Consider the following 23,606-nt stretch of genomic DNA (forward strand, 5'->3'; position numbering starts at 1 on the left):
TCTCGAGCGTACGCCCGCACCCCGCGATCCCCGCCTCCCGAGAGGTGGGCGCGACGGCGTCGCGCGCGACCCATCCGGTAGGTTGACCCGGTGCAGAACCCGTCTCGCCCGCCCCGTACCGTCGTCGTCACCGGAGCCACCCGGGGGATCGGTCGGTCGATCGCCGAGCGGTTCGTCGCTGCGGGAGACCGCGTCGCCACCCTCTCGCGCGGCAGCGACGTCCCCGACGGCGTGCTCGCCGTCCCGGGTGACGTCACCGACTCGGCCGCGGTCGACGCCGGATTCACCGCCATCGAGGAGCAGCTCGGCCCGGTCGACGTGCTCGTGGCCAACGCCGGCATCACGCGCGACGGTCTCCTGATGCGGATGAGCGATGCGGACTTCGACGCCGTGATCGACGTCAACCTCGCCGGCGCCTTCCGCTGCGCGCGCCGCGCCAGCAAGGGCATGATCAAGCAGCGCAGCGGCCGCATCGTGCTGATCTCCTCGGTCGTGGGCCTGTTCGGGGGACCCGGGCAGGTCAACTACGCGGCGAGCAAGGCCGGCCTCGTGGGGGTCGCCCGCTCGATCACGCGCGAGCTGGGCGGTCGGGGGATCACCGCGAACGTCGTCGCCCCCGGGTACATCCGGACCGCGATGACCGACGAGCTGTCGGAGACCCTGCAGAAGACCGCGCGCGCCTCGATCCCCGCGGGCCGCTTCGCCGAGCCCGAGGAGGTGGCTGGCGTCGTGGAGTTCCTCGCGGGCCCGGACGCCGCGTACATCACCGGCGCCGTCATCCCCGTCGACGGCGGTCTCGGCATGGGGCACTGACCGCCCCCGGTCCGCCCACCCCGGTACCCATCCACCTCGGCGCCCCGACGAACCCGGCGCCCCCACCGCACAGGAGACAGCCCATGGGCATGCTCGACGGCAAGACCCTTCTCATCACCGGCGTCCTCACCGACGCGTCCATCGCCTTCCACGCCGCGCGCCTGGCGCAGGAGGAGGGGGCCGAGGTCATCCTGTCCTCCTTCGGTCGGCAGGCGAAGCTGACGCAGCTCGCCGCCAAGCGCCTGCCGCGGCTCGCGCCCGTGGTCGAGCTCGACGTCACCGACGCCGACCACCTCGCCGGGCTCGAGGCCGCGCTGCGCGAGCACACCGACCGTCTCGACGGCGTGGTGCACTCGATCGGGTTCGCACCGCAGAGCGTCATGGGCGGCAAGTTCCTCGAGGCCGAGTGGGCCGACGTCGCCACCGCCGTCGAGGTCTCGGCCTTCTCGCTGAAGTCCCTCGCCGTCGCGGCCGCACCGCTGCTGACGGAGGGCGGCTCCGTCGTCGGGCTGACCTTCGACGCGCGCTTCGCGTGGCCGGTCTACGACTGGATGGGTGTGGCGAAGGCGGCCTTCGAGGCCACGTCGCGCTACCTCGCGCGCGACCTCGGCGCCCGCGACATCCGGGTCAACCTCGTCTCGGCCGGTCCGATCAAGACGACGGCGGCCCGCTCGATCCCCGGGTTCGAGCAGATGGAGAGCAACTGGTCGGAGCGCGCGCCGCTCGGCTGGGACTCGAAGAACCCGGAGCCGGCGGCGCGCGCCGTCGTCGCCCTCTGCTCGGACTGGTTCCCGGCGACGACGGGCGAGATGGTGCACGTCGACGGCGGGTTCCACGCGATGGGGCAGTAGTGACCGTGCCCGTCCCCGTGCCCCGCACGCTCGTGCTGATGCGCCACGCGAGCGCGCAGCCGTGGGCGGACGCGGACGGTTCCGACCACGACCGCGAGCTCACGTCGGCGGGGCTCCGCCAGGCGGCCGCCGCCGGGCGCGCGCTCGCGGGGCGCGGGTTCTCACCCGACCTCGTGCTGGTCTCGAGCGCGGTGCGCACGCGGCAGACCTGGGAGCAGGTGGCGGCGGGGCTGCCCCGACACGGTGACGTGGAGGTGCGCGACGACCTCTACGACGCCGACGCCGGTGACGTCGCCGGCCTCCTGACCGAGGTCGACGACGCGGTGGCGACGGTGCTGGTGATCGGCCACGAGCCCGTGATCAGCTCGCTCGCCCGGCGCCTCGCGAGCGCGGGCTCGAGCGCGGCGCACCTCGTCGCGGCCGGGGTCCCGACGGCGACGCGGTGCGTGCTCGAGGTCGACTCGCCCTGGTCCGACCTCGCGCCGCGGGGCGCGGACCTGGTCGCGGTCGACCGGACACCGACCGACTGACGTCCGCTACCGCAGGAGGTCGATCACCGCGGCGAGCGAACCGGTGATCGCGTGGTCGGCCTGCTCCGCGACGACCGGCTTCGCGTTGAACGCGACGCCGGTCCCCGCCAGCGCCAGCATGTCGAGGTCGTTCGCGCCGTCGCCGATCGCGACGGTGTCGGCGAGGTCGACGCCGTCGGCCGCGGCGTACTCCCGCAGGGCGGCCGCCTTGGCCGCCCGGTCCACGACCGGTCCTGACACCCGCCCGGTCAGGCGGCCCTCGCCGTCGACCTCGAGCGCGTTGGCGCGCGTGCGCGTGATGCCGAACGACGCCGCCAGCGGGCGGACCACCTCGATGAACCCACCGGACACGAGCGCGAGCGGCCACCTCCGCTCCGCGAGGAACGCGACGAGCTCGGGGACGCCGGGGGAGACCTCGAGCCGGGCACGCACGTCCTCGAAGACGGAGGTCGGCAGGCCCGCGAGCGTCGCGACGCGCGCGTGCAGCGAGGCCGCGAAGTCGAGCTCGCCGCGCATCGCGGCCTCGGTGATGGCCGCGACCTCGGCCCGGGCGCCGGCGTGCTCGGCGAGCAGCTCCACGACCTCGGCGGTGATGAACGTGGAGTCCACGTCCATCACCACCAGCCGCCGCGGAACCGGTACGCCGCCGTCGGGGGTCGAGGTGGTGGTCGGGTCGCTGATCGGCTGCGTGCTGGTCACGCCCCCAGTGTCCGGCCGAACGCGTACGGAGTCACGCTGTCCACGCCCACGCGGGTGCCCTTCGGCACCACGGTGATGCCCGACGGCGTGACGGTGAACCCGCGCGCGACGTCGAGCTCGCGGTTCAGCCCGACGGAGGCCCCCTCCTCGATCACGACGAACTTGTCCAGGATCGCCCGGTTGACGTGCGCGCGGCGCGCGACCGTGACGCTGTCGAGGATGACGGAGTCGTCCACGCGCGACCACGAGTTGAGCTTCGTGTGCGGCGACAGCACGGACCCGTGCACCTCGGCGCCGGAGACGACGACCCCGGGGGAGATGATCGAGTCGACCGCCAGCCCGATCCGCTCGGGCGAGGAGTGCACGAACTTCGCGGGCGGCAGCCCGGTGTACCCGGTGTAGACCGGCCAGTCGTCGTTGTACAGGTTGAAGACCGGTTCGATGTTGATGAGGTCCATGTTGGCCTCGTAGTACGCGTCGATCGTGCCGACGTCGCGCCAGTAGTCGCGGTCGCGGTCGTTGCTTCCCGGCACGTCGTTCTCGATGAAGTCGTACAGGGCCGCCTCGCCGCGCTCCACGAACGCGGGCACGATGTCGCCGCCCATGTCGTGGCGGGTGTCGGGGCTCTCGGCGTCGCGCCGGACCGCCTCGACCAGCGCGTCGGCGTCGAAGACGTAGTTGCCCATCGACACGAGGATCTCGTCGGGGGAGTCCGCGAGCCCCTCCGCCGTCGCCGGCTTCTCCAGGAACGCCTTGATGCGGCGGGGGTCCTCGGGATCGGCCTCGATGACCCCGAACTGGTCGGCGAGGTGGCGCGGCTGGCGGATGCCCGCCACCGTCATCCGGGCCCCCGAGGCGACGTGGGCGTCGACCATCTGGGAGAAGTCCATGCGGTAGATGTTGTCCGCGCCGACGACGACGACGATGTCGGGCCGCTCGTCGTCGAGCAGGTTGAGGCTCTGGTAGATCGCGTCGGCGCTGCCGAGGTACCAGTTCTTCCCCATGCGCTGCTGCGCGGGGACGGGGACGACGTAGTTGCCGAGCATCCGGGACATGTCCCACGTCTTGGCGATGTGGCGGTCCAGGCTGTGGGACTTGTACTGCGTGAGCACGACGACGTGCAGGTACTGGCTGTTGACGATGTTCGACAGTGCGAAGTCGATGAGGCGGTAGATGCCCCCGAAGGGGACGGCCGGCTTTGCCCGATCAGCGGTGAGGGGCATGAGCCGCTTACCCTCACCGCCGGCGAGGACGATTGCGAGGACGCGTTTGGCTGCCATGGATCGACCCTAGGGGGTGGGGTGGACTTCCGGCCACGATCGCTGCGTCGCCGCGGCACGGTGGTTCCTCGACCTCGCGACCTGGCAGGATCGCGGCATGCGCGTCGACCTCCTCACCCGCGAGTACCCGCCCCACGTCTACGGCGGCGCCGGTGTGCACGTGGCCGAGCTGGCCGCCGTCCTGGCGGGTGACCTGGACGTGCGCGTGCGCTGCTTCGACGGCCCCCGCCCCGACGCCCCGTCCGGCCCCGGCCTGCCGACCGTCACCGGGTACGGCAGCGACCCGCGCCTGGAGGGCGCGAACGGCGCGCTGGCGACCTTCGGCGTCGACCTCCCGATGGCGCAGGACGTGGCGGGCGCCGACCTCGTGCACTCCCACACCTGGTACGCGAACCTCGCCGGTCACCTCGCCGGGCTGCTGCACGGCGTGCCGCACGTGCTGTCGGCGCACAGCCTCGAGCCGCTGCGCCCCTGGAAGGCCGAGCAGCTCGGCGGCGGGTACGCCCTGTCGAGCTGGGCCGAGCGCACCGCGTACCTGGGAGCCACGGGCGTCATCGCGGTGAGCGCGGGCATGCGCGCCGACATCCTGCGCTCCTACCCCGACGTGGACCCGGCCCGGGTGCACGTGGTCCACAACGGCATCGACCTCGAGCGGTGGTCGCGGCCGGTGGCCGAGGGGGCCGAGGGCGGGGCCGACGACGGCGCCCTCACCCCCGCGCGCTCGAGCTGGCCCGGGCGCGGGGTGTCGACCCCGACCGGCCGGCGGTCGTGTTCGTCGGCCGGATCACGCGGCAGAAGGGGCTGCCGTACTTCCTGCGCGCCGTGCGGCGCCTCGACCCGGAGGTCCAGGTCGTGCTGTGTGCGGGTGCGCCGGACACGCCCGAGATCATGGCCGAGGTCACGGCGCTCGTGGAGGAGATCCAGCGCGAGCGGACCGGTGTCGTGTGGATCCCGGACATGCTGCCGCGCGAGGAGCTGGTCGCCGTCCTCGCGGCGTGCACGGTCTTCGCCTGCCCCTCGATCTACGAACCGCTCGGCATCGTCAACCTCGAGGCGATGGCGGTGGGTCTGCCGGTGGTGGCGTCCGCGACCGGCGGCATCCCCGAGGTGGTCGCCGACGGCGAGACCGGGCTGCTCGTGCCGCTCGAGCAGGAGACCGACGGCACCGGCACCCCCTCGCACCCGAGACGTTCGAGGCCGACCTCGCCGCCGCGCTGACCGCGCTCACGTCCGACCCCGCGCGCGCCCGCGCGATGGGGGTGGCGGCCCGCCGTCGGGCGCAGGACCACTTCTCGTGGTCGGCGATCGGCGAGCGCACGATCGAGGTCTACCGCGCGGTGCTCGAGGCCTGACGCGTTCGACCTCGACGCGGGTGCTCGGGCTCGGCGCTCCGCTCAGGTGCGCTGCGCCGTCGCGACCCCGACGGCGGTGCGCGCGGCCCGCGCCAGGTCCAGCAGCACCGCGCCGCGCGCGCCCATCGTCGTGGCGGTCACGGCGGCGCCCTCGTCCTGCGAGGCCAGCCGGACGATCTCCAGCAGCCGGAACGCGCGCACGAGCAGCTCGGCCCGGCGGTCGTCGAGCGCGTAGGTCAGGGCCTGGGTCCGGCTGTCGGGTGTGCCCGTGAGATCGAGGAACGCCTCGCGCAGCTCCGGGCGCTCGCGCGCGACGTCGAGCGCGGTGAGCTCGTCGATCGCGTGCGTCATCGCCTCGTGCAGCGCGAGCCGGGCCTCGCCCGGGCTGCCGACCGGTGCGCGCACGCCCGCGGCGTCGTGCGATCGCCACCGCACGAGGACGCCCGGTTCGAGGTCCGAGCCGAAGGGCATCACGTCGGGGACCAGCACGCTCGTGCGCCCGTCGCGGTGCTGGAGCACGCACGCCTCACCGGCCTCGGCCGCGCGGGCGGCCACGCCCGGCGGCAGCCCCTGCGGGTCGCCGGGGGCGGGGACCAGACCCCACGTGGCCACGACGTCCCAGTCGGCGGTGGCGGGCAGGAGGGGCGCGGCGCCGAGGGTGTGCGGCTCGTCGTCGCCGAACAGGAGCATCCCGGTGCGCGGCCCCTGCAGCTCGGGCCACAGCAGGGCGAGCGTGACGGCGCGGGGGAGCAGACGGTCGGCGAGCACCGCACCAACCTACGACGCCCCCGGTGCCCGTCCGTGAGCGGCGCACCCGGCCGTGTCCGAGCACGGCACCGAGGCTCCGGCTTAGTAGGGTCGTGCCATGGCTGCGCTCTCGTTCGACGACGTGACGGTACGACGCGGAGGGCGCGAGATCGTCTCCCACCTCACCTGGGAGGTCGAGGACGGCGAGCGGTGGGTCGTGCTGGGCCGCAACGGCGCCGGGAAGACGACGCTGGTCCAGCTGGCCTCGGCCCGCATGCACCCCACGAGCGGGACCGTCGAGGTCCTCGAGGAGCGGCTGGGCCGCGTCGACGTGTTCGAGCTGCGCCCGCGCATCGGGCTGGCGAGCGCGGCGCTGGCCGAGCACATCCCGCCGGACGAGAGCGTGCTCGACGCCGTGCAGACCGCCTCCTACGGCGTCACCGGGCGCTGGCGCGAGACCTACGAGGAGCTCGACACCGACCGCGCCCGCGCGCTGCTGGCCGCGTTCGGCATGGGGTCGATGACGGAGCGCACCTACGGCACGCTCTCGGAGGGCGAGCGCAAGCGCACGCAGATCGCGCGTGCGCTGATGAGCGACCCCGAGCTGCTGCTGCTGGACGAGCCCGCGGCCGGGCTCGACCTCGGCGGTCGCGAGGAGCTCGTGGCGGCGCTCTCGGAGCTCGCCGCCGACGACCGCTCGCCCGTCCTCGTGGTCGTCACGCACCACGTCGAGGAGATCCCCCCGCACTTCACGCACGCGCTCCTGCTGCGCGACGGGACGGTCGAGGCGGCCGGTCCGCTCGAGGAGGTCCTCACGGCCGAGCACCTGAGCGCGACGTTCGGCGTCGAGCTCGAGGTCGAGCACCGGGACGGGCGCTGGGCCGCGAGGGCCGCCGCGGCCCGCGGGTCGCGGGGCCGCCGCAGCGCCTGACGGCGACACGGTCCGCCGCTGGCTTGACGAACTCTTTACACTGGAGTATCGGGTCCGCCGCCGGCGGGCCGCACGGCGTGGCCTCCCGGCGACGTCGCCATCGAACCGTCGATCCACGGAGGTGCCGCGATGGAGTGGGTGTGGTGGCTGGCTCTCAGCCTGATCCTCGGGGTGGTCGAGGTCCTGATCGTCGACCTCCTCTTCCTCATGTTCGCCGGCGGCGCGCTCGCCGCCACCGTTGCGGCCGCCCTGGGCGCCCCGCTGGCCGTGCAGGTGGCGGTCTTCGCCGTCGTCTCCGTCCTCCTGCTCGTGGCCATCCGCCCGTGGGCGCTGCGCCGCTTCAGGAAGCAGGAGCCCGAGACCGCGACGAACGTCTCCGCGCTGATCGGGCGCGACGCCGTCGTGCTCGCCTCCGTCTCCGGCCTCGCCGGGCGCGTCAAGCTCGCCGGCGAGGTGTGGTCGGCGCGGTTCGACGGCACGGGCGAGCTCACCGTCGGGTCGCCCGTCACGGTCGTCGCGATCGACGGCGCGACGGCGGTCGTGGCGCCCCGCGAGGCCGCCGGCGGCGGGATCAGCGACGCCCCGGGCGGGTTCGGCAGCTTCACCGGACCCGGTGGTGGTCCGCCCGCGCCGTCCTACCCGCCGGGCTCCTACCCCTCGGCCGCGCCGCCCGCCGCCCCCTGAGACCTGATCACCATCGACCGGAGGTCCTGACGTGGAACCCTCGACCATCATCGGCATCGTCGTCCTGGCGCTGCTGGCGATCTTCGTCATCACCGCGATCGCGCGGGCGGTGCGGATCGTGCCGCAGGCCGTGGCGCTCATCGTGGAGCGGCTCGGCCGCTACCACTCGACGATGTACGCCGGCCTGCACTTCCTCATCCCGTTCATCGACCGCGTCCGTGCCGGCGTCGACCTGCGCGAGCAGGTCGTCTCCTTCCCGCCGCAGCCGGTCATCACCTCCGACAACCTCGTGGTGAGCATCGACACGGTCATCTACTTCCAGGTGACCGACCCGAAGTCGGCGACCTACGAGATCGCGAACTACATCACCGGTATCGAGCAGCTCACCGTCACGACGCTGCGCAACGTGATCGGCTCGATGGACCTCGAGCAGACGCTCACCAGCCGCGACCAGATCAACGGTCAGCTGCGCGGTGTGCTGGACGAGGCGACCGGTCGCTGGGGCATCCGCGTCAACCGCGTGGAGCTCAAGGCGATCGACCCGCCCCAGAGCGTGCAGGGGTCGATGGAGCAGCAGATGCGCGCCGAGCGCGACCGCCGCGCCGCCATCCTCACGGCCGAGGGTGTCAAGCAGTCGCAGATCCTCACCGCCGAGGGTGAGAAGCAGTCCGCGATCCTGCGGGCCGAGGGCCAGGCGCAGTCCGCGATCCTCAAGGCCCAGGGTGAGTCCAAGGCCATCACCCAGGTGTTCGACGCCATCCACCGCGGCGACGCCGACCCCAAGCTGCTGGCCTACCAGTACCTGCAGATGCTGCCGCAGATCGCGAACGGCACCTCGAGCAAGATGTGGATCGTGCCGACGGAGTTCACCGCGGCACTCAGCGGGATCGCCGGTGCGTTCGGGGTGGACCCCGTCGCGGGTCCGCCGTCGGCCGACGACGGCGAGCGGCGCGAGACCGCCACCGAGCGGGCGCGGCGCGAGGCCAGCGACAGCGACGACGACCCGTTCGCCGGCACGGCGCTGCAGGATCCGGCCGAGGCGCTGGCGCAGGCCCGCAGCTCGGCGAGCGAGGCCTCGGGCGAGGCGCGCGAGTCCGGGACGCTGTCGGGCCGACGGCGTGACGTCCGGCACGAGGTCGGGCAGCAGCCGGCGGGGGAGAGCACGCCGGACGCGCACCACTTCACCGAGCCGGGGCAGGACCTCGGCGGCCAGGGCGTGCCACCCCGCCCGACCGAGTAGGACCACCCGCCGCGCCGTCGGCGGGGAAGAAGCAACGGTCGTGAGGAAGGACCGCTGAGGTTCTCTCTTGCGACCGTTGCTTCTTCTTCACGGGGGTGACGCGGGTTGCCGGCCGGGGCCACGATGTCGGTGATCTGGCGTAGCGTCAGATCGTGCTCGTCCGACTGCTCCGAGACCACCTCCGGCCCTACCGCGGCGCCGTCGCCGTCGTCGTCCTGCTGCAGCTGCTGCAGACCATCGGGTCGCTCCTGCTGCCCAACCTCAACGCCCGGATCATCGACGAGGGCGTCGCCGTCGGCGACATCGGGGCGATCTGGCGGCTCGGGGCGATCATGCTCGCGGTCACGGTGGCGCAGGGCGTGGCCGCCGTCGTCGCCGTCTACTTCGGCGCGCGCACGGCCATGGCGCTCGGGCGGGACGTCCGGGCCGCGCTGTTCGCCCGCGTGCAGCGCTTCTCCGCCCAGGAGATGGGGACGTTCGGTGCGCCCTCGCTGATCACGCGCACGACGAACGACGTGCAGCAGATCCAGATGTTCGTGCTCATGACCCTGACGATCATCGTGATGGCGCCGATCATGCTGGTGGGCGGCACCGTCATGGCGCTCCAGGAGGACGTCAAGCTCTCGGCGCTCCTGCTCGTGATCGTGCCGGTGCTGGTGGGCGTCGTCGCCCTTATCGTCTCGCGCATGGTGCCCTACTTCCGCCGCATGCAGACGCGCCTCGACGCCGTCAACGGGGTGATGCGAGAGCAGATCACGGGCATCCGCGTGATCCGCGCCTTCGTCCGCGAGGACCTCGAGCGGGCGCGCTACGCCGTCGTGAACGCCGACCTCGCCGAGGTCTCGGTCCGCGTGGGAAAGCTGATGGCGCTGATGTTCCCGGCCGTCATGGTGGTCATGAACCTCTCCAGCGTCGCGGTGCTGTGGTTCGGCGGCCGGTACGTGGACGCGGGCGAGATGCAGATCGGCGCCCTGACGGCGTTCCTCAGCTACATCATGTTCATCCTCATGGCCGTGATGATGAGCTCGATGATGATCATGATCGGTCCGCGCGCGGCGGTCTCCGCCACGCGCGTGGGCGAGGTCCTCGACTCCGCGCCGACGGTGCTCGCCCCGGCCGACCCCGTCGTGCCCGAGCACGTCACCGGCCGGCTCGAGCTCGACGGCGTGAGCTTCGGCTACCCGGGTGCGCAGGAGGACGTGCTGCACGACGTCTCGTTCGTCGCGGAGCCGGGGATGACGACGGCGGTGATCGGCTCGACCGGGTCCGGCAAGTCCACGCTGGTCAACCTGGTCGCGCGGCTGTTCGACGCGCGCGAGGGCAGCGTCCGCATCGACGGCGTCGACGTGCGCGACCTCGCGCCCGAGCACCTCAGCGCGAGCATCGGGCTCGTGCCGCAGCGCGCCTTCCTCTTCTCCGGCACGGTGGCCAGCAACCTCCGGCTCGGCGGCGCGGGGGCGAGCGAGGAGGAGCTGTGGGACGTGCTGCGCACAGCCCAGGCGGAGTCGTTCGTGCGCGAGATGGACGGCGGGCTCGAGGCCGAGATCGCCCAGGGCGGGACGAACGTCTCCGGTGGCCAGCGGCAGCGGCTCTCGATCGCCCGGGCGCTGGCCCACCGACCCCGGATCTACCTGTTCGACGACTCCTTCTCGGCGCTCGACGTCGCGACGGACGCCGCGCTGCGCGCGGCCCTGCGGCCGCACGTGCGCGACGCCGTCGTGATCGTGGTGGCCCAGCGCGTGGCGAGCATCCGCGACGCCGACCAGATCCTGGTGCTGGACGAGGGCCGGCTGGTGGCGCGCGGGACGCACCACGAGCTGCTCGAGGAGAGCGAGACCTACCGCGAGATCGTCACGTCCCAGATGACGCTGGAGGAGGCGCGGTGAGCGAGCGACGCAGCGACGCGGCGGTCGTCGCCGAGGGCCGCCGCACCCGTCAGGGCGGGCCCGGGGGCACGCTCGGCATGCCGGCGGAGAAGCCGCTGGACCTGCGGGGGACGATCGGGCGGCTGCTGGCCGACATGCGGGAGCACCGCCTCGCGCTGGCGGTCAGCGTCGTGCTGGGCATCGCATCCGTCGTGCTCGCGGTCCTCGGGCCCCGCCTGCTCGGTGACGCGACCAACCTCGTCTTCGGCGGGGTCCTCGCGCGCGACCTGCCCGCCGGCGTCGGACGGCAGGAGACCCTGGACCGGCTCGCGCAGGCGGGAGACCCGCGCGCCGACCTGCTGGCGACCGTGCCGTTCACCCCCGGGCAGGGCCTCGACACCGCGGCGCTGGCCCGGCTGCTCGCGGTGGTGGCCGCGGTCTACGTCGGCTCGTCGGTCCTGTCGTGGCTGCAGTCGCGGATCATCGCCGTCGCGGTCCAGGCCACGATGTTCCGGCTGCGGCAGCGGGTGTCGGACAAGCTCGGCCGCGTCCCGCTGTCGTACCTGGACTCCACCTCGCGCGGCGACGTGCTCTCGCGCGTGACGAACGACGTCGACAACCTCGCGCAGTCCCTCTCGCAGACGCTCGCCCAGCTCGTCACCTCGGTGGTCACCGTGGTCGGCGTGCTGACGATGATGTTCGTCATCTCCCCGGTCCTGGCGGCCGTGGCGCTCGTGGCCGTGCCGCTCTCGGCGCTCGTAACGGCGATGATCGCGCGGCGGTCGCAGCCGCAGTTCATCCGGCAGTGGCGCACGACGGGCGAGCTGAACGGCCACGTCGAGGAGATGTACACCGGCCACTCGCTCATCAAGGTGTACGGCCGCGCGGACCAGGCCCGGCGGACGTTCGACGAGCGCAACGACGAGCTGTTCGCGTCCTCGTTCCGGGCGCAGTTCATCTCGGGCACGATGCAGCCCGCGATGGGGATCGTCGCCAACCTCACCTACGTGCTGATCGCCGTGCTCGGCGGCATCCGGGTCGTCTCGGGGACGATGAGCCTGGGCGACGTGCAGGCGTTCATCCAGTACTCGCGGCAGTACACCCAGCCGATCACGCAGATCGCCGCGATGATGAACATGCTGCAGTCCGGCGCCGCCTCCGCCGAGCGCGTCTACGCGCTGCTGGACGCCCCCGAGCAGGCAAGCGACCCCTCGCCGGCGACGAGCCCGGGCCAGGTGCGGGGTCGCGTGGCGTTCGAGGGCGTCGACTTCTCCTACGACGACGCGCACCCGCTCATCACGGGGCTCGACCTGGTGGCGGAACCCGGGCAGACGGTTGCGATCGTCGGCCCCACCGGAGCGGGCAAGACCACGCTGGTCAACCTCCTGATGCGGTTCTACGAGATCGACGGCGGCCGCATCACGCTCGACGGCGTCGACACCCGTGAGATGACGCGCGACGACCTGCGGCGCAGCATCGGCATGGTGCTCCAGGACGCCTGGCTGTTCGAGGGCACCATCGAGCAGAACATCTGCTACCCGCTCCAGACCGAGCCCGGGGGCGAGGTGACGCCGGAGCTGCGCGAGCGCATGCTGCGGGCGGCGCGTGCCACGCACGTCGACGCGATCGTCCGCTCGCTCCCGCAGGGGTACGAGACCGTGCTCGCCGACGAGGGGACCTCGCTGTCGCAGGGGAGCGGCAGCTCCTCACCATCGCTCGCGCCTTCGTCGCCGACCCGGCGATCCTCATCCTCGACGAGGCGACGAGCTCGGTCGACACCCGGACCGAGGTGCTCGTGCAGCAGGCGATGAACGCGCTGCGCGTGGGTCGGACGTCCTTCGTCATCGCGCACCGGCTCTCGACGATCACCGGCGCGGACCTGATCGTCGTGATGGAGGCCGGGCGCATCGTCGAGCAGGGGTCGCACCCGGACCTGCTGGCCGCCGGGGGAGCCTACGCGCGGCTGCACGCGAGCCAGTTCGCCGCCGCGGTCGAGGACGACGAGGAGGCGGGCCTGGTCGACGCCGGGGGAGCCGGCCGCGCCGGGGAGAATGACGGGGTGACCCGCCCCGCCCCGATCGAGCTGACCGACGCCGCCGACCCCAGGGTCGCCGAGTACACCGGACTCACCGACGTCGCGCTGCGCACGCGCTACGAGAGCGGTGCCGGGCTCTACATGGCCGAGTCCTCGACCGTCATCGGACGCGCGGTCGCGGCCGGCCACGTGCCGCGGTCGTTCCTGATGGCGCCGCGCTGGCTCGAGCAGATGTCCGACGTCGTGGCCGCCTTCCCCGACGCCCCGGTCTACACCGCCCCGGAGGCGGTGCTGGAGGGCATCACCGGCTTCCACCTGCACCGCGGAGCGCTGGCGGCGATGAACCGCCCGGCGCTGCCCGCCGTCGCCGATGTCGTGCGGGACACGCGGCGCGTCGCCGTGATCGAGGACGTCGTCGACCACACGAACGTGGGCGCGATGTTCCGCAGCGCCGCCGGGATCGGTGTCGACGCCGTCCTGGTGACGCCGCGCTGCGCGGATCCGCTGTACCGGCGCAGCGTACGCGTCTCGATGGGGACGGTCTTCCAGGTGCCCTGGACGCGGATCGATCCCTGGCCCTCCGGCGTCACCGTGCTGCAGGACCTGGGGTTCGTGGTCGCGGGCATGACCCTCGGCGAGGGGGCCGTGACGCTGGACTCCCTCGCGGCGGCGCGGCACGAACGCCTCGCGCTGGTGTTCGGCACCGAGGGCCACGGTCTCACGGACCGTGCCGACGCCCTGCTCGACGCCCGTGTCACGATCCCGATGATGAACGGTGTCGACTCGCTGAACGTCGCCGCCTCGAGCGCGGTGGCCTTCTACGCCACCCGTGCGGCGCCGCTGTCCTGACGCGCGCGGTGCTCGCATCCCGTGTCGTATTCCTGGCATCGATAACTCAGATGCTGGACCAGGCCTGGACGGTGCGACCCCGACTCGCTAACGTCCACGAACATCCGACGTCTGATGGCGGGCGTCGAGGGCCGGATCAGGCCGTGGGGCGAGCGACCGAGAGGGATGACCATGACGTCTTCGACGAGAGCACATCATCGACGGTGGTGGGCGGGTGGCCTGGCGGCGGCGGTGGGGGGCGCGCTCCTGACGGCCGTCCCGACGGCCCCGACGCTGGCGGCACCGACCGACGCCCTGAACGTGGCGTTCGCCGGGAGCCTGGTGGGGACGGAGGCGTACACGAGTCAGGGGGACGAGGTCCTGCGCGGCAGCCTCCGACGGGCGCAGGGCGGAGAGGTGCAGACGCCCGGCGTCGGTGTGACGCTCACGGGTCCGGACCAGGGCATCCTCTTCGACGCCCGGGAACCCGTGCTCGGCGAGGACGCGATGACGGGGACGGTCGTGCTGGAGGCGGTGTTCACCCCTGCTGCCGAGCAGGGCGGGACGGCGACGCTCGTGTCGGCTGGTGGGCACCTACGGGCGGAGATCACCGACGGTGAGCTGCGTTACGGCTTCGAGTCGGGTGACGGGTCCGTGCTCCACGAGGAGGCGGTTCCGGCGCCCGAGGCGGGTGCCGAGCACCGGCTCTCCCTCCTCTACAGCGCGCCCGACGGCGGCGGGCGCCTCGAGGCCTACCTCGACGGCGAGGCGCTGCCCGAGGTCGCGGCCGACGCCCCCGCGACAGTCGCTACGGACCTCGGCGCGAGCTTCGGATTCGGGACCGACGTGAGCGCTGACCGGTCCGGACGGGGCCTGACGGGTGATCTTCACGAGGTCCGGGTGGCGGGCGGCGTCACCCAGACGGCCCCGGCCGTCTTCGAGCTCCAGCCCCGGGCCGCTGCGACCGAGCTCGTGAACCTCCAGCTCGACGGGTCGATCGCCGACGACGGTTCCTACCGGGCGGCGCCGACCGAGGCCCTGGAGGGAACAGCGCGCGGTCGTGCTGGCGACGAGATCGTCGCCGGCTCGGCGCTCGAGCTCCCCAGCAGGTCCTCGGGGCTGGACGTGTCGGTCGACGGCGTCACGTCGCGTCAGGCGCTCGAGAGCGGGTTCATCGCCGAGGTCTCGCTGACGGCGGGCGCGGAGCCCGACGACCTCGACACCATCGTCTCCCTCGGCGGGAGCCTGTACGTGCGCATGCAGGGCGGACTCCTGCGCTACGGTTTCGACGCCCGCAACGGCAGCGGTGGATGGGACACCCGGGCGCGGGACGTCACGCTGCCCGCCGGCCCGCACACCCTCTCGGTGGCCTACGTGCCGGAGGACGGCGAGCACCGACTGGTGGTGGCGGTCGACGGCAGACTGCTCCCCGCGGTCACCAGTCCGACCCCTCCCGACGTCTCCGACGCGGTCACGGAGACGGTCGCGTTCGGTAACGAGTCCAACCCCGGAGGGCGCGAGCGCGGCATCCGTGGCTCGATGGACGCGGTGCGCTTCGCCACGCTCGCCGACGGTTTCGAGATCGGCGACTTCACCCTCCAGGAGGTGGACCTGAACGCGAGCTGTGTCGCGCGGGAGTTCACCGAGCCTGCCCAGGTGATCGAGATGCAGCCCACGGACTGTGCCGACGACATCCTGCAGGCGGCGTCGATGCTTCGTCCGAGTGCGGAGCAGTGGGACTGGCAGCAGGACAAGCTGAGCGCGTTCATCCACTTCGGGATCAACACGTTCACGCAGGTCGAGTGGGGTGAGGGCGACGAGGATCCGACGCTGTTCGATCCGACGGAGGAGGTGGACACGGATGAGTGGGTCCGTGCGCTGGCCGACGCCGGTTACCGACGGGTGATCTACACGGCCAAGCACCACGACGGTTTTGTGGGGTGGCAGTCGCGCTACACCGACTTCGGTGTCATGTCCTCGCCGTGGCGCGACGGGCAGGGCGACATCCTGGCGGACCTGTCGGCCTCCGTGGAGAAGTACGGGCTGGAGCTGGGGATCTACCTCTCGCCGGCCGACTCCTTCCAGGAGGATGCGGGGGTGTTCGGGAACGGCAGCACACCGAGCCCGCGGACCATCCCGACACTCGTCGAGGGTGACGACCGGGCCGGGCAGGATCTGCCGACCTTCACCTACGAGGCCACGGACTACGGTGCGCTGTTCCTGAACATGCTCTACGAGGTGCTGACGCAGTACGGCCCCGTCACCCAGGTCTGGTTCGACGGCGCGCCGGGCAACACCGACATTCCGGAGGTCTACGACTTCCGGGCGTTCGACGAGCTGATCCAGGAGCTGCAGCCCGGTGCACTCGTGTCCATCGTGGGCGAGGACGTCCGATGGGTGGGCAACGAGCACGGGGAGGCACCCGTCGCGTCCTGGAGCAGCGCCGCCACCTCGTCCACACCCGGGGGGAGGTCAAGCCGGTCGTCGGGAAGGCGGTGTCCGGCGCGGACGACGAGCTCGTCGACCACGTGACGCTCCTCGGTGCCCAGGTGTTGCGGTGGTGGCCTTCGGAGTCGGACTTCCCGCTCACCGAGGGGTGGTTCGCGAAGGAGGACGACGAGCCGAAGTCACCCCAGCAGCTGTTCGACATCTACAACCGTTCGGTCGGGCGCAACTCCGTCTACCTGATGAACGTCCCGCCGACGCGGACGGGCCTGTTCGCCCCGGCGTCGAACGAGGCGTTGGCGGGGTCGGCCGAGCTGCTCGCGGAGGCGTACACGACCAACGTGGCGATCGGTGCTCCGGTGACCGTGACGACCGCCGACGGGACCTCGGATGTTCTCGAGGTCGCCGACGGCAACTACCTGACCTCGGCGACGTCGCAGGACGGCTCCTACGTCGTGACCCTGCCCGAGGCGACCGGTTTCGACCGGGTGCAGCTGGCGGAGGACACCTACCACCACGGCCAGCAGGTCTCCGGATACACCCTCGAGGCGCGCCAGGACGGTGAGTGGCGGACGATCGGGACCGGTGTCACCGTCGGCGCGAGCAGCATCCTGGAGATGGAGGAGACCGTCGTCGCGGATCAGGTCCGGGTGACGCTCGAGAGCACTCGTGGCACGCCGCACCTGGCGGAGGTCTCGCTGTGGCAGAACACGCCGGGTGCGTCGCGCACCATCGACGGTGCGGTGGTGGACTGCAGCGTGGAGCGGGCCGGTGACGGTTCGGCCGAGCGGCCCTTCAACAACGTGGAGCAGCTGCGCGAAGTCACCTTCGCACCCGGCGCCACCCTCACCTTCCGGTCGGGGGCGGACTGCGGTGCCAGCACCGCGACGTTCTGGGGCTACGGGACGGACGAGGCTCCCGTCACGGTGGTGGTGGCCGACGGCGACGTCGCACCGCGCATCGGTGAGGTCGCCCTCGCGGACTACCTCACGGACTACGAGGCCCAGGGCTGGGACCTGTCTGCGCTCTCCACCCCGACCGACCCGGAGCCGGAGCCGGAGCCGTCGTTCTCCGACGTCGGCGCCGACAACCAGTTCTTCACCCAGATCGAGTGGCTCGCCGAGCGCGGGATCTCGACGGGCTGGGACAACGGTGACGGGACGGCCTCGTTCCGTCCGCTGGAGCCGATCGCGCGGGATGCGATGGCGGCGTTCCTGTACCGCCTGGCTGGGTCGCCCGAGGTCGAGCTGCCGGCGTCCTCGCCGTTCACGGACGTGAGTCCGGAGGATCAGTTCTACGAGGAGATCGTGTGGCTGCACGCCCGGGGCATCTCGACGGGGTGGGAAAACGGTGACGGGACGGCGTCCTTCCGGCCGCTGGAGAAGATCGGGCGCGACGCGATGGCGGCGTTCCTGCACCGGCTCGCGGGCGCACCTGCGCACGAGGCTCCCGCGACCTCACCGTTCACCGACCTGACGCCGTCCACCCAGTTCTACGACGAGATCACGTGGCTGGTCTCGAGCGGCGTCGCGACGGGGTGGCGGGGCAACGACGGGACGGCGATCTACCGGCCGGTCGCGCCGGTCGCGCGTGATGCGATGGCAGCGTTCCTGTTCCGCTACGTCGAGGCTGGGCTGCCGACGGGGGAGTGAGCGCGTAGCCCCCGCCGGGCCACCGGGGTGACGGCGTCCTCGCGGGTTTCCGCGGGGGCGCCGTCGTCGTCCCTCAGGTGCGGTGCCGCTCGACGGTCGTTGCGGCGAGCTCCCGCCAGGGCGGCGTCGGCCACCCGCGGTCCACGAGGCGGGACCTGACGCGGGCGGCGAGGGCGCCGTCGTACAGGGCGAGCAGCTCCGCCGCCAGCGCCTCCGGTCGTGCGGCGCCGGTCTCGTCGGCGAGCCGGCCCAGGCGCTCGTGCAGCAGCGCCGTGTCGGCCACGAGGACGCGGTGCGCGGGGTGGTCGACGTCCGTGATCTCGACGGCGGCGCCGAGGAAGGCGCACCCGTGGCCGCGGGACGGCGGTGGGGCGCCCGATCCGTCCTCGCCCGGGAAGCGTTCCAGGGCGTCGAAGATGCAGGTCGCGCGCGCGACCGGGTCCTCGCCGCACGCGTCCAGCGCCTCGTCCCAGGTCGAGCGCCACCGCTCCAGCCGACGCTCGAGGTAGGCGGCCACCAGCCCGTCCTTCCCGGCGAAGTGGGCGTAGAGCGTGGCCGGTGCGACACCGGCGAGGCGCAGGACGGCGTCCACCCCGGTCGCGGCGATGCCTTGGGTGTGGAAGAGGTCGTCCGCGGCGTCCAGGAGGCGATCCCGCGCGGCGGGTCTCGCGTCGGAGGTACCCATGCGGATAGTGTAACGATCACTATGGTAAAACGATCGTTACGTTCAGCCGGTGTCCGGGTCAGCCCCGCCCGCGTGGTCGCCGGCGGCGCCGGCCTGATCGCGGTGAGCTACGGGATCGTCCGCTACGGATACGGGCTGCAGCTGCCGCAGCTCACGGCCGCGTTCGATCTCCGCGCCGCGACCGCCGGGGCGATCGCCTCGGGCAGCTTCGCCGCGTACTGCGTGGCGGCCGTCGCGGCGCGCGCCGTCGTCGTCCGCTCGCCCCGGGCCGTGCTCTGGGGTGCCACCGCGCTCGCGGCCGTGGGGGCGGTCGTCGTCGCGACCGCCGGTGGTGCCCCCGCCCTCGCGAGCGGCGTCCTGATCGCCGGCGGCGCCGCCGGTGCCGCGTCACCGGCGCTGGTCGTCGCGGTCGACTCCACCGTCCCGCGCGGGCGGGCGGCTCGTGCCCAGGCCGTGGTGAACGCCGGGACGGGTGCGGGAGTCGCCGTCGCGGGCCTCGTGGTGCTGGCCCTCCCCGGTGCGTGGCGGCCGCTGTGGTGGTGCGCCGCGGCCGCGGCGCTCCTGACCGCCGCCGTCGTCGATCGGGGGACGGCGTGGCCGCGGCGCGGGACGGGGCCCCGCGGATCGAGCGTGGGGCCGGCCGGGCACGGCGACGGCCGTGGCGCCGACCTCGTGCGTCCCCTCCTCGTTGCCGCCCTCGCCGGCGCCGGCAGCGCGGCGGTGTGGACGTTCGGGCGCGAGCTCGTGACGCAGACGGGCGGCCTGCCCGAGCGGACCTCGGCGGTGCTGTGGGTGCTGCTGGGCGTGGCGGCGGTGCTGGGCGCCGCGAGCGGTGACGCGGTGCGCCTGATCGGGCTGCGCCCGAGCTGGGGCGTCACGGCGGGGGCCTGCGCGGTCGCCACGCTGGCGCTCGTCGCGGCTCCGGACCGGATCGCCGTCGCCGCCGTGGCCCTCGCGCTCTTCGGCGGCGCCTACACCGCTCTCAGCGGGGTGCTGATCGCGTGGGCCGGCGAGGTGCGGCCGTCGGACCCCGGCGCCGCGACCGCGGCGCTGTTCACCGCGCTCACCGCCGGTCAGGCCGTCGGGGCGGCGGTCACGGGAGTGGTCGTCGAGCGTGCCGAGGTGCTCGCGTTCGCCGGCGGTGCGGTGCTGCTGGGCATCGCCGCGCTGATCGGGGCGACTCGCTCCCGAGGGCGCGCCGACATCCGCTGAGCCCCGCCGAGCCCCGTGGCCCGGTCAGCGCAGCGCGCTGCGCAGGGCCTGGCCGTACCTGGCGCCGACGGCGTCGTGACCCTGCTGCGACAGGTGCACGCCGTCGGCGTAGGAGTCGGCGACGTCGTCGCCCCACCCGGCCACCGAGATCGTCCCGACCCCCAGGCTCGCGGCCTCCTGGGTCACCAGGCGGTCGACCTGCCTGCGCCGGTCGTGCTCCGGGCCGCTCCGGCTCATCACCCCGTTGACGACGATCGGGGAGTCCGGGTAGTGCGACCGCACCGTACCGACGAGCGCGCGCACCTGCTCGATGATCTGCTGGTCGGACCTGCCTCCGCCGGCGTCGTTCCCGCCCAGGGTCACGACGACGACGCCCGGGTCACCCTCGGGCAGGAGGACCCGTCCCGACGCGAGCGCGTCGGTCATCGACGTCCCGAGCTCACCACCCACCGCGTAGCCGATCCCACCCCAGCTGCGCTCGACGAGGCGGTCGAACCCGGCCGCGCGGGCCCCGGTCTCCGGCCAGGACCGGTCGCCCGCGCACTGCGAGTCGCACAGGAGGACCGCCGTCCCGGAGCCGATCTCCTCGTCCGAGGAGGTCCGACCGTCCCGGGTGATCGTCGTGCGCAGCTGCCACTGGACGTGGTGACCGCGCGGCGAGCTCCAGCCGTCCGACACGGGCCAGCCCGAGAGCGACGGGTCGCGCTGCCAGCTCGTGAAGCTCTCGTGGTCGACGACCTTCGCCCCGATCCCGGGGAACCAGGTGATCACGCCGCCGTCGAACAGCTGGTAGGACCCTCGTCCCTGCGCGACCTTCTCGCCGGTGGGCAGGCCGAGCGGCGAGTCCGGACCGCCGAGCTCGCTCCAGCGGGCGCGGATGTCACCGGGGGTCATCGCCGCCACGGTGCGGTGGTCGGAGGACCAGTAGAGGTCGCCGCCCTGGAAGGTCTGGGCGCTGCCGCCGGTGACGGCGGTCTCGCTCCCGGTCGGGTAGCCCAGGGCGCCGCCCTCGGTTCCGCGTGCCTGGTAGGCGGGCAGGAACCCCGTGCCCACCGGGTGGGTGCCGGCGTCGGGGGAGGAGAACAGGGTGCCGTTCTCGAACCGCTGCCACGAGCCGGCGCCGTCGGAGGCGGGGGAGGAGTCGTTGGTCGGCAGTCCGAGGTCGGAGTCGGGCCCCCCGCGGCCTCCCAGGTGCTCGCGATGTCCCCCGGGGTGACGGCGCCGACGACGTCGCCGTCGGTGGCTCGGTAGAGGCGTCCGCCCTGGAAGGTCTGGGCGCTGCCGCCGGTGACGGCGGTCTCGCTCCCGGTCGGGTAGCCCAGGGCGCCGCCCTCGGTTCCGCGTGCCTGGTAGGCGGGCAGGAACCCGGTGCCCACCGGGTGGGTGCCGGCGTCGGGGGAGGAGAACAGGGTGCCGTTCTCGAACCGCTGCCACGAGCCGGCGCCGTCGGAGGCGGGGGAGGAGTCGTTGGTCGGCAGTCCGAGGTCGGAGTCGGGCCCCCCGCGGCCTCCCAGGTCGTCGCGATGTCGCCGGGGGTGAGCGCGCTGACGGTGCCGTCGTCGCCGGTCCGGTAGAGGCGACCGCCCTGGAAGGTCTGGACGCTGCCGCCGGTGACGGTGGTCTCGCTCCCGGTGGGGTAGCCCAGGGCGCTGCGCTCGGCGCCGCGCGCCTGGTAGGCGGGCAAAAACTCGGTGCGCACCGGCTGGGCGCGGGTCTCCGACGACCACCAGACCGCCCCGCGCTCGAAGCTGCGCCAGGCCCCGGGGGAGCCACTGATCGCCACCAGGTCCTGCGTGGGGCGACCGAGTACACCCTGCGGTCCGCCGAGCTCGGTCCACAGCTGCTCGATGTCGTCCCGCGCGGTCGGCGACGTCGTGGCGGGCGCCGCGACGCCGGCCACCACCCCGGCGGTGACGAGGCAGGCGACGAGCGCGCGACGCAGCGCCGGGCGGTACCAGGACCGCCTCGTGGGTGCTGGTCGAGCCTCGACGGCGCCCCTCACCGCTGCCTGCCGTGCCACGTGGTCAGGCCGCGGCGACCGGGCGCCGGGTACGACGGCGGGCCATCCCGCGCGCGTAACCGATCCCGGCCAGCACGTGACCGAACGCCCCGGCGTACATGAGCGCGAAGCCCAGCACGCCCAGCCAGGCGACGTCCGTGCCGGCGGCGACGATGAGGACGGGGAGGGCCAGGAGCAGCGCGCCGGTGCGCCACTTCCCGATGCGACTGACGTCGAGGTCCGGGGAGCCGCGGAACCAGAGGGTGGCCAGCACGGCGAGCGCGACGTCGACCGCGAGGATCACCGCGACCGGTCCCCACGGGATGATCCCTGCGACCACCATCGCCCCGCCCACGACGAGGATGGCGATGCGGTCGGCCACGGGGTCCAGGCGCTGTCCGAGCGTGCTCGTCTGCCGCAGGCGGCGCGCCAGGAAGCCGTCGATCCAGTCCGACGCGCTCAGGAGCACGAGGGCGGCGAGCGCCCACCACATACGTCCCGTGAGCAGGAGCCAGACGACGAGGGGGAGCAGGACGACCAGTCGACCGAACGAGATCACGTTGGGAACGGTCCACACGCGATTCTCGGTCAGGGGAACGGTCACCCGACGATCCTAGGGTGCGCCGCGCTCCGTCGGCTCCCCGCGCGCGAGATTCCGCGGTTCCGCCGGGGTGTCGCCGCTCCCGCCGGACCGGGGGTGGCGCAGGTCACCCGACCGCATGGTGAGATCCGCCGATCCGGTGCAGGGTTCTCCGGACGCGTGCGGCAGGGTCGTCGCGGCCGGATCGACCGGCTCCGCCCGAAGGAAGGCTCGTCATGTCCCGCACGTCCCTGCGCCCGCTCGTCCTCGCCGTCGCCGCCGGGATCCTCATGATGAGCGCGTGCGCGGCACCCGGCTCGTCCACCGGCGGGGGTGCCTCGGACGGCGACGGCGACGCCGCGAACGTGATCCGCATCGGCGTGGTGAACTCCGCCGACGAGCAGTGGCGCATCTTCACGGAGAAGGCGGCCGAGGAGGGTCTCACCGTCGAGCTGACCAACTTCTCCGACTACCAGCTCCCGAACCAGGGTCTGGACCAGGGCGAGCTCGAGCTCAACCAGTTCCAGCACCTGCAGTTCCTGGCGCGGTTCAACGTCGCCTCCGACACGGACCTGACGCCGATCGGCGCGACGGCGGTCTACCCGCTCGGTCTGTACTCGCTCGAGCACGACAGCGTGGAGGACATCCCCGACGGCGCCCAGATCGCGATCCCGAACGACGAGACCAACCAGGCCCGGGCGCTGCTGGTGCTCCAGGAGGCGGGGCTGGTCGAGCTCGCCGACGGTGGTGACGCCTTCTCGACGGTGCAGGACGTCGTGGCCGAGGGTTCGCGCGTCACGGTGACACCGGTCGACGCCGCGCAGACCGCCATCGCGCTGCAGACCGGCAGCGTGGCGGCCTCGATCATCAACAACGACTTCGTCGGCGACGCCGGGCTGAGCGCCGAGGACGCGGTCTTCAGCGACGACCCGAACGGCGAGGCCGCCGAGCCCTACATCAACGTCTGGGTCGCCTCCTCGGGCAACGCCGACGACGCCGACTACGCCACGCTGGTGGACATCTGGCACTCGCCCGAGGTCGAGGCCGCGGCCCAGGAGGACTCGGGCGGCACCGCGGTGTTCAAGGACAACTCCCCGGAGGAGCTCCAGGAGATCCTGGCCGGGATCGAGGAGGACCTGCGCGCGCAGGGCTGAGGCGGGTCGAGGAGGGCGGGGACG

18 protein-coding genes and 4 pseudogenes are annotated in these 23,606 nt (G+C 73.1%); 14 read left to right on the forward strand and 8 right to left on the reverse strand.

Annotation, left to right across the window (positions count from 1 at the left end):
- Nucleotides 1-90: 90 nt before the first annotated feature.
- The 3 genes from fabG (at nucleotide 91) to QQK22_RS05045 (ending at nucleotide 2,194) form a co-directional block, all read left to right on the forward strand.
- On the forward strand, nucleotides 91-813 hold the full coding sequence (gene fabG / locus QQK22_RS05035; RefSeq protein WP_284249892.1) for a 3-oxoacyl-ACP reductase FabG: 723 nt from the start codon (nucleotides 91-93) through the stop codon (nucleotides 811-813).
- A gap of 83 nt (nucleotides 814-896) precedes the next feature.
- On the forward strand, nucleotides 897-1,664 hold the full coding sequence (gene fabI / locus QQK22_RS05040; RefSeq protein WP_284249894.1) for an enoyl-ACP reductase FabI: 768 nt from the start codon (nucleotides 897-899) through the stop codon (nucleotides 1,662-1,664).
- The gene (locus QQK22_RS05045) at nucleotides 1,664-2,194 is read left to right on the forward strand and encodes a SixA phosphatase family protein (protein WP_284249895.1); all 531 of its coding nucleotides are present in this window, start codon (nucleotides 1,664-1,666) and stop codon (nucleotides 2,192-2,194) included. The genes fabI and QQK22_RS05045 overlap by 1 nt, the downstream gene beginning before the upstream one ends.
- A 6-nt stretch (nucleotides 2,195-2,200) precedes the next feature.
- Here QQK22_RS05045 and serB read toward each other — a convergent pair whose 3' ends face one another.
- Nucleotides 2,201-2,893, reverse strand: a complete 693-nt coding sequence (gene serB, locus QQK22_RS05050; RefSeq protein WP_284249897.1) for a phosphoserine phosphatase SerB — start codon at nucleotides 2,891-2,893, stop codon at nucleotides 2,201-2,203.
- A complete protein-coding gene (glgC, locus tag QQK22_RS05055) occupies nucleotides 2,890-4,173 on the reverse strand; it encodes a glucose-1-phosphate adenylyltransferase (protein ID WP_284249900.1) in 1,284 nt (427 codons plus the stop codon). Before glgC ends, serB begins: the two co-directional genes overlap by 4 nt.
- A 97-nt stretch (nucleotides 4,174-4,270) precedes the next feature.
- On the opposite strand from glgC, the pseudogene glgA reads away from it, so the two are divergent.
- Nucleotides 4,271-5,525: pseudogene (gene glgA, locus QQK22_RS05060) on the forward strand (glycogen synthase).
- 42 nt (nucleotides 5,526-5,567) lie between these two features.
- Here the strand turns inward: glgA and QQK22_RS05065 are convergent.
- Complete coding sequence (locus QQK22_RS05065; protein WP_284249902.1) at nucleotides 5,568-6,293, reverse strand: hypothetical protein; 726 nt, start codon at nucleotides 6,291-6,293, stop codon at nucleotides 5,568-5,570.
- A 97-nt stretch (nucleotides 6,294-6,390) separates the two neighbouring features.
- Between QQK22_RS05065 and QQK22_RS05070 the strand changes: the two genes are divergently transcribed.
- From QQK22_RS05070 to QQK22_RS05105, 8 genes and pseudogenes are all read left to right on the forward strand, one after another.
- The gene (locus tag QQK22_RS05070) at nucleotides 6,391-7,203 is read left to right on the forward strand and encodes an ABC transporter ATP-binding protein (RefSeq protein WP_284249904.1); all 813 of its coding nucleotides are present in this window, start codon (nucleotides 6,391-6,393) and stop codon (nucleotides 7,201-7,203) included.
- A 129-nt stretch (nucleotides 7,204-7,332) separates the two neighbouring features.
- Nucleotides 7,333-7,887, forward strand: a complete 555-nt coding sequence (locus QQK22_RS05075; RefSeq protein ID WP_348525505.1) for an NfeD family protein — start codon at nucleotides 7,333-7,335, stop codon at nucleotides 7,885-7,887.
- A gap of 31 nt (nucleotides 7,888-7,918) precedes the next feature.
- Nucleotides 7,919-9,127: an SPFH domain-containing protein gene (locus tag QQK22_RS05080; RefSeq protein ID WP_284249907.1), complete on the forward strand. Its 1,209-nt coding sequence runs from the start codon at nucleotides 7,919-7,921 to the stop codon at nucleotides 9,125-9,127.
- Between the two features lie 152 nt (nucleotides 9,128-9,279).
- Complete coding sequence (locus QQK22_RS05085) at nucleotides 9,280-11,013, forward strand: ABC transporter ATP-binding protein (protein ID WP_284249909.1); 1,734 nt, start codon at nucleotides 9,280-9,282, stop codon at nucleotides 11,011-11,013.
- Nucleotides 11,014-11,090: 77 nt separating this feature from the next.
- Nucleotides 11,091-12,994: pseudogene (locus QQK22_RS05090) on the forward strand (ABC transporter ATP-binding protein); the annotation flags it as partial.
- 57 nt (nucleotides 12,995-13,051) lie between these two features.
- On the forward strand, nucleotides 13,052-13,876 hold the full coding sequence (locus tag QQK22_RS05095) for a TrmH family RNA methyltransferase (protein WP_284252554.1): 825 nt from the start codon (nucleotides 13,052-13,054) through the stop codon (nucleotides 13,874-13,876).
- A 231-nt stretch (nucleotides 13,877-14,107) separates the two neighbouring features.
- Nucleotides 14,108-16,387 carry an alpha-L-fucosidase gene (locus tag QQK22_RS05100; protein ID WP_284249910.1) on the forward strand — a complete coding sequence of 760 codons (2,280 nt, stop codon included), beginning with the start codon at nucleotides 14,108-14,110 and terminating at the stop codon, nucleotides 16,385-16,387.
- Nucleotides 16,351-17,952 (forward strand): S-layer homology domain-containing protein, encoded by a 1,602-nt coding sequence (locus tag QQK22_RS05105; protein ID WP_284249912.1) that lies wholly within the window; start codon nucleotides 16,351-16,353, stop codon nucleotides 17,950-17,952. The genes QQK22_RS05100 and QQK22_RS05105 overlap by 37 nt, the downstream gene beginning before the upstream one ends.
- A gap of 73 nt (nucleotides 17,953-18,025) precedes the next feature.
- Here QQK22_RS05105 and QQK22_RS05110 read toward each other — a convergent pair whose 3' ends face one another.
- Nucleotides 18,026-18,637, reverse strand: coding sequence for a TetR/AcrR family transcriptional regulator (locus QQK22_RS05110; protein WP_284249913.1), 612 nt, complete (start codon nucleotides 18,635-18,637; stop codon nucleotides 18,026-18,028).
- 72 nt (nucleotides 18,638-18,709) lie between these two features.
- On the opposite strand from QQK22_RS05110, the gene QQK22_RS05115 reads away from it, so the two are divergent.
- On the forward strand, nucleotides 18,710-19,849 hold the full coding sequence (locus tag QQK22_RS05115; RefSeq protein WP_284249914.1) for an MFS transporter: 1,140 nt from the start codon (nucleotides 18,710-18,712) through the stop codon (nucleotides 19,847-19,849).
- A gap of 24 nt (nucleotides 19,850-19,873) precedes the next feature.
- Here the strand turns inward: QQK22_RS05115 and QQK22_RS05120 are convergent, their stop codons facing one another.
- From QQK22_RS05120 to QQK22_RS05125, 4 genes and pseudogenes are all read right to left on the reverse strand, one after another.
- Nucleotides 19,874-21,040, reverse strand: coding sequence for an SGNH/GDSL hydrolase family protein (locus QQK22_RS05120; protein WP_431310182.1), 1,167 nt, complete (start codon nucleotides 21,038-21,040; stop codon nucleotides 19,874-19,876).
- Nucleotides 21,028-21,363, reverse strand: a pseudogene (locus tag QQK22_RS19195) (LGFP repeat-containing protein); the annotation flags it as partial. The gene QQK22_RS05120 and the pseudogene QQK22_RS19195, both read right to left, overlap by 13 nt.
- A pseudogene (locus QQK22_RS19200) lies at nucleotides 21,351-21,869 on the reverse strand (LGFP repeat-containing protein); the annotation flags it as partial. The pseudogenes QQK22_RS19200 and QQK22_RS19195, both read right to left, overlap by 13 nt.
- A gap of 4 nt (nucleotides 21,870-21,873) precedes the next feature.
- The gene (locus tag QQK22_RS05125) at nucleotides 21,874-22,452 is read right to left on the reverse strand and encodes a CDP-alcohol phosphatidyltransferase family protein (RefSeq protein WP_284249918.1); all 579 of its coding nucleotides are present in this window, start codon (nucleotides 22,450-22,452) and stop codon (nucleotides 21,874-21,876) included.
- 212 nt (nucleotides 22,453-22,664) lie between these two features.
- Here QQK22_RS05125 and QQK22_RS05130 point away from each other — a divergent pair, with 212 nt between their 5' ends.
- On the forward strand, nucleotides 22,665-23,582 hold the full coding sequence (locus QQK22_RS05130) for a MetQ/NlpA family ABC transporter substrate-binding protein (RefSeq protein ID WP_284249920.1): 918 nt from the start codon (nucleotides 22,665-22,667) through the stop codon (nucleotides 23,580-23,582).
- Nucleotides 23,583-23,606 lie beyond the last annotated feature (24 nt).

Origin of the sequence: Litorihabitans aurantiacus (genome assembly GCF_030161595.1) — a bacterium.
Taxonomy (GTDB): domain Bacteria; phylum Actinomycetota; class Actinomycetes; order Actinomycetales; family Beutenbergiaceae; genus Litorihabitans; species Litorihabitans aurantiacus.

Coding starts and splice junctions, on each gene's coding strand:
- QQK22_RS05110 (WP_284249913.1), bottom strand. CDS start 18,637: ATGGGTACCTCCGACGCGAGACCCGCCGCGCGGGATCGCCTCCTGGAC.
- QQK22_RS05075 (WP_348525505.1), top strand. CDS start 7,333: ATGGAGTGGGTGTGGTGGCTGGCTCTCAGCCTGATCCTCGGGGTGGTC.
- QQK22_RS05130 (WP_284249920.1), top strand. CDS start 22,665: ATGTCCCGCACGTCCCTGCGCCCGCTCGTCCTCGCCGTCGCCGCCGGG.
- QQK22_RS05070 (WP_284249904.1), top strand. CDS start 6,391: ATGGCTGCGCTCTCGTTCGACGACGTGACGGTACGACGCGGAGGGCGC.
- fabI (WP_284249894.1), top strand. CDS start 897: ATGGGCATGCTCGACGGCAAGACCCTTCTCATCACCGGCGTCCTCACC.
- glgC (WP_284249900.1), bottom strand. CDS start 4,173: ATGGCAGCCAAACGCGTCCTCGCAATCGTCCTCGCCGGCGGTGAGGGT.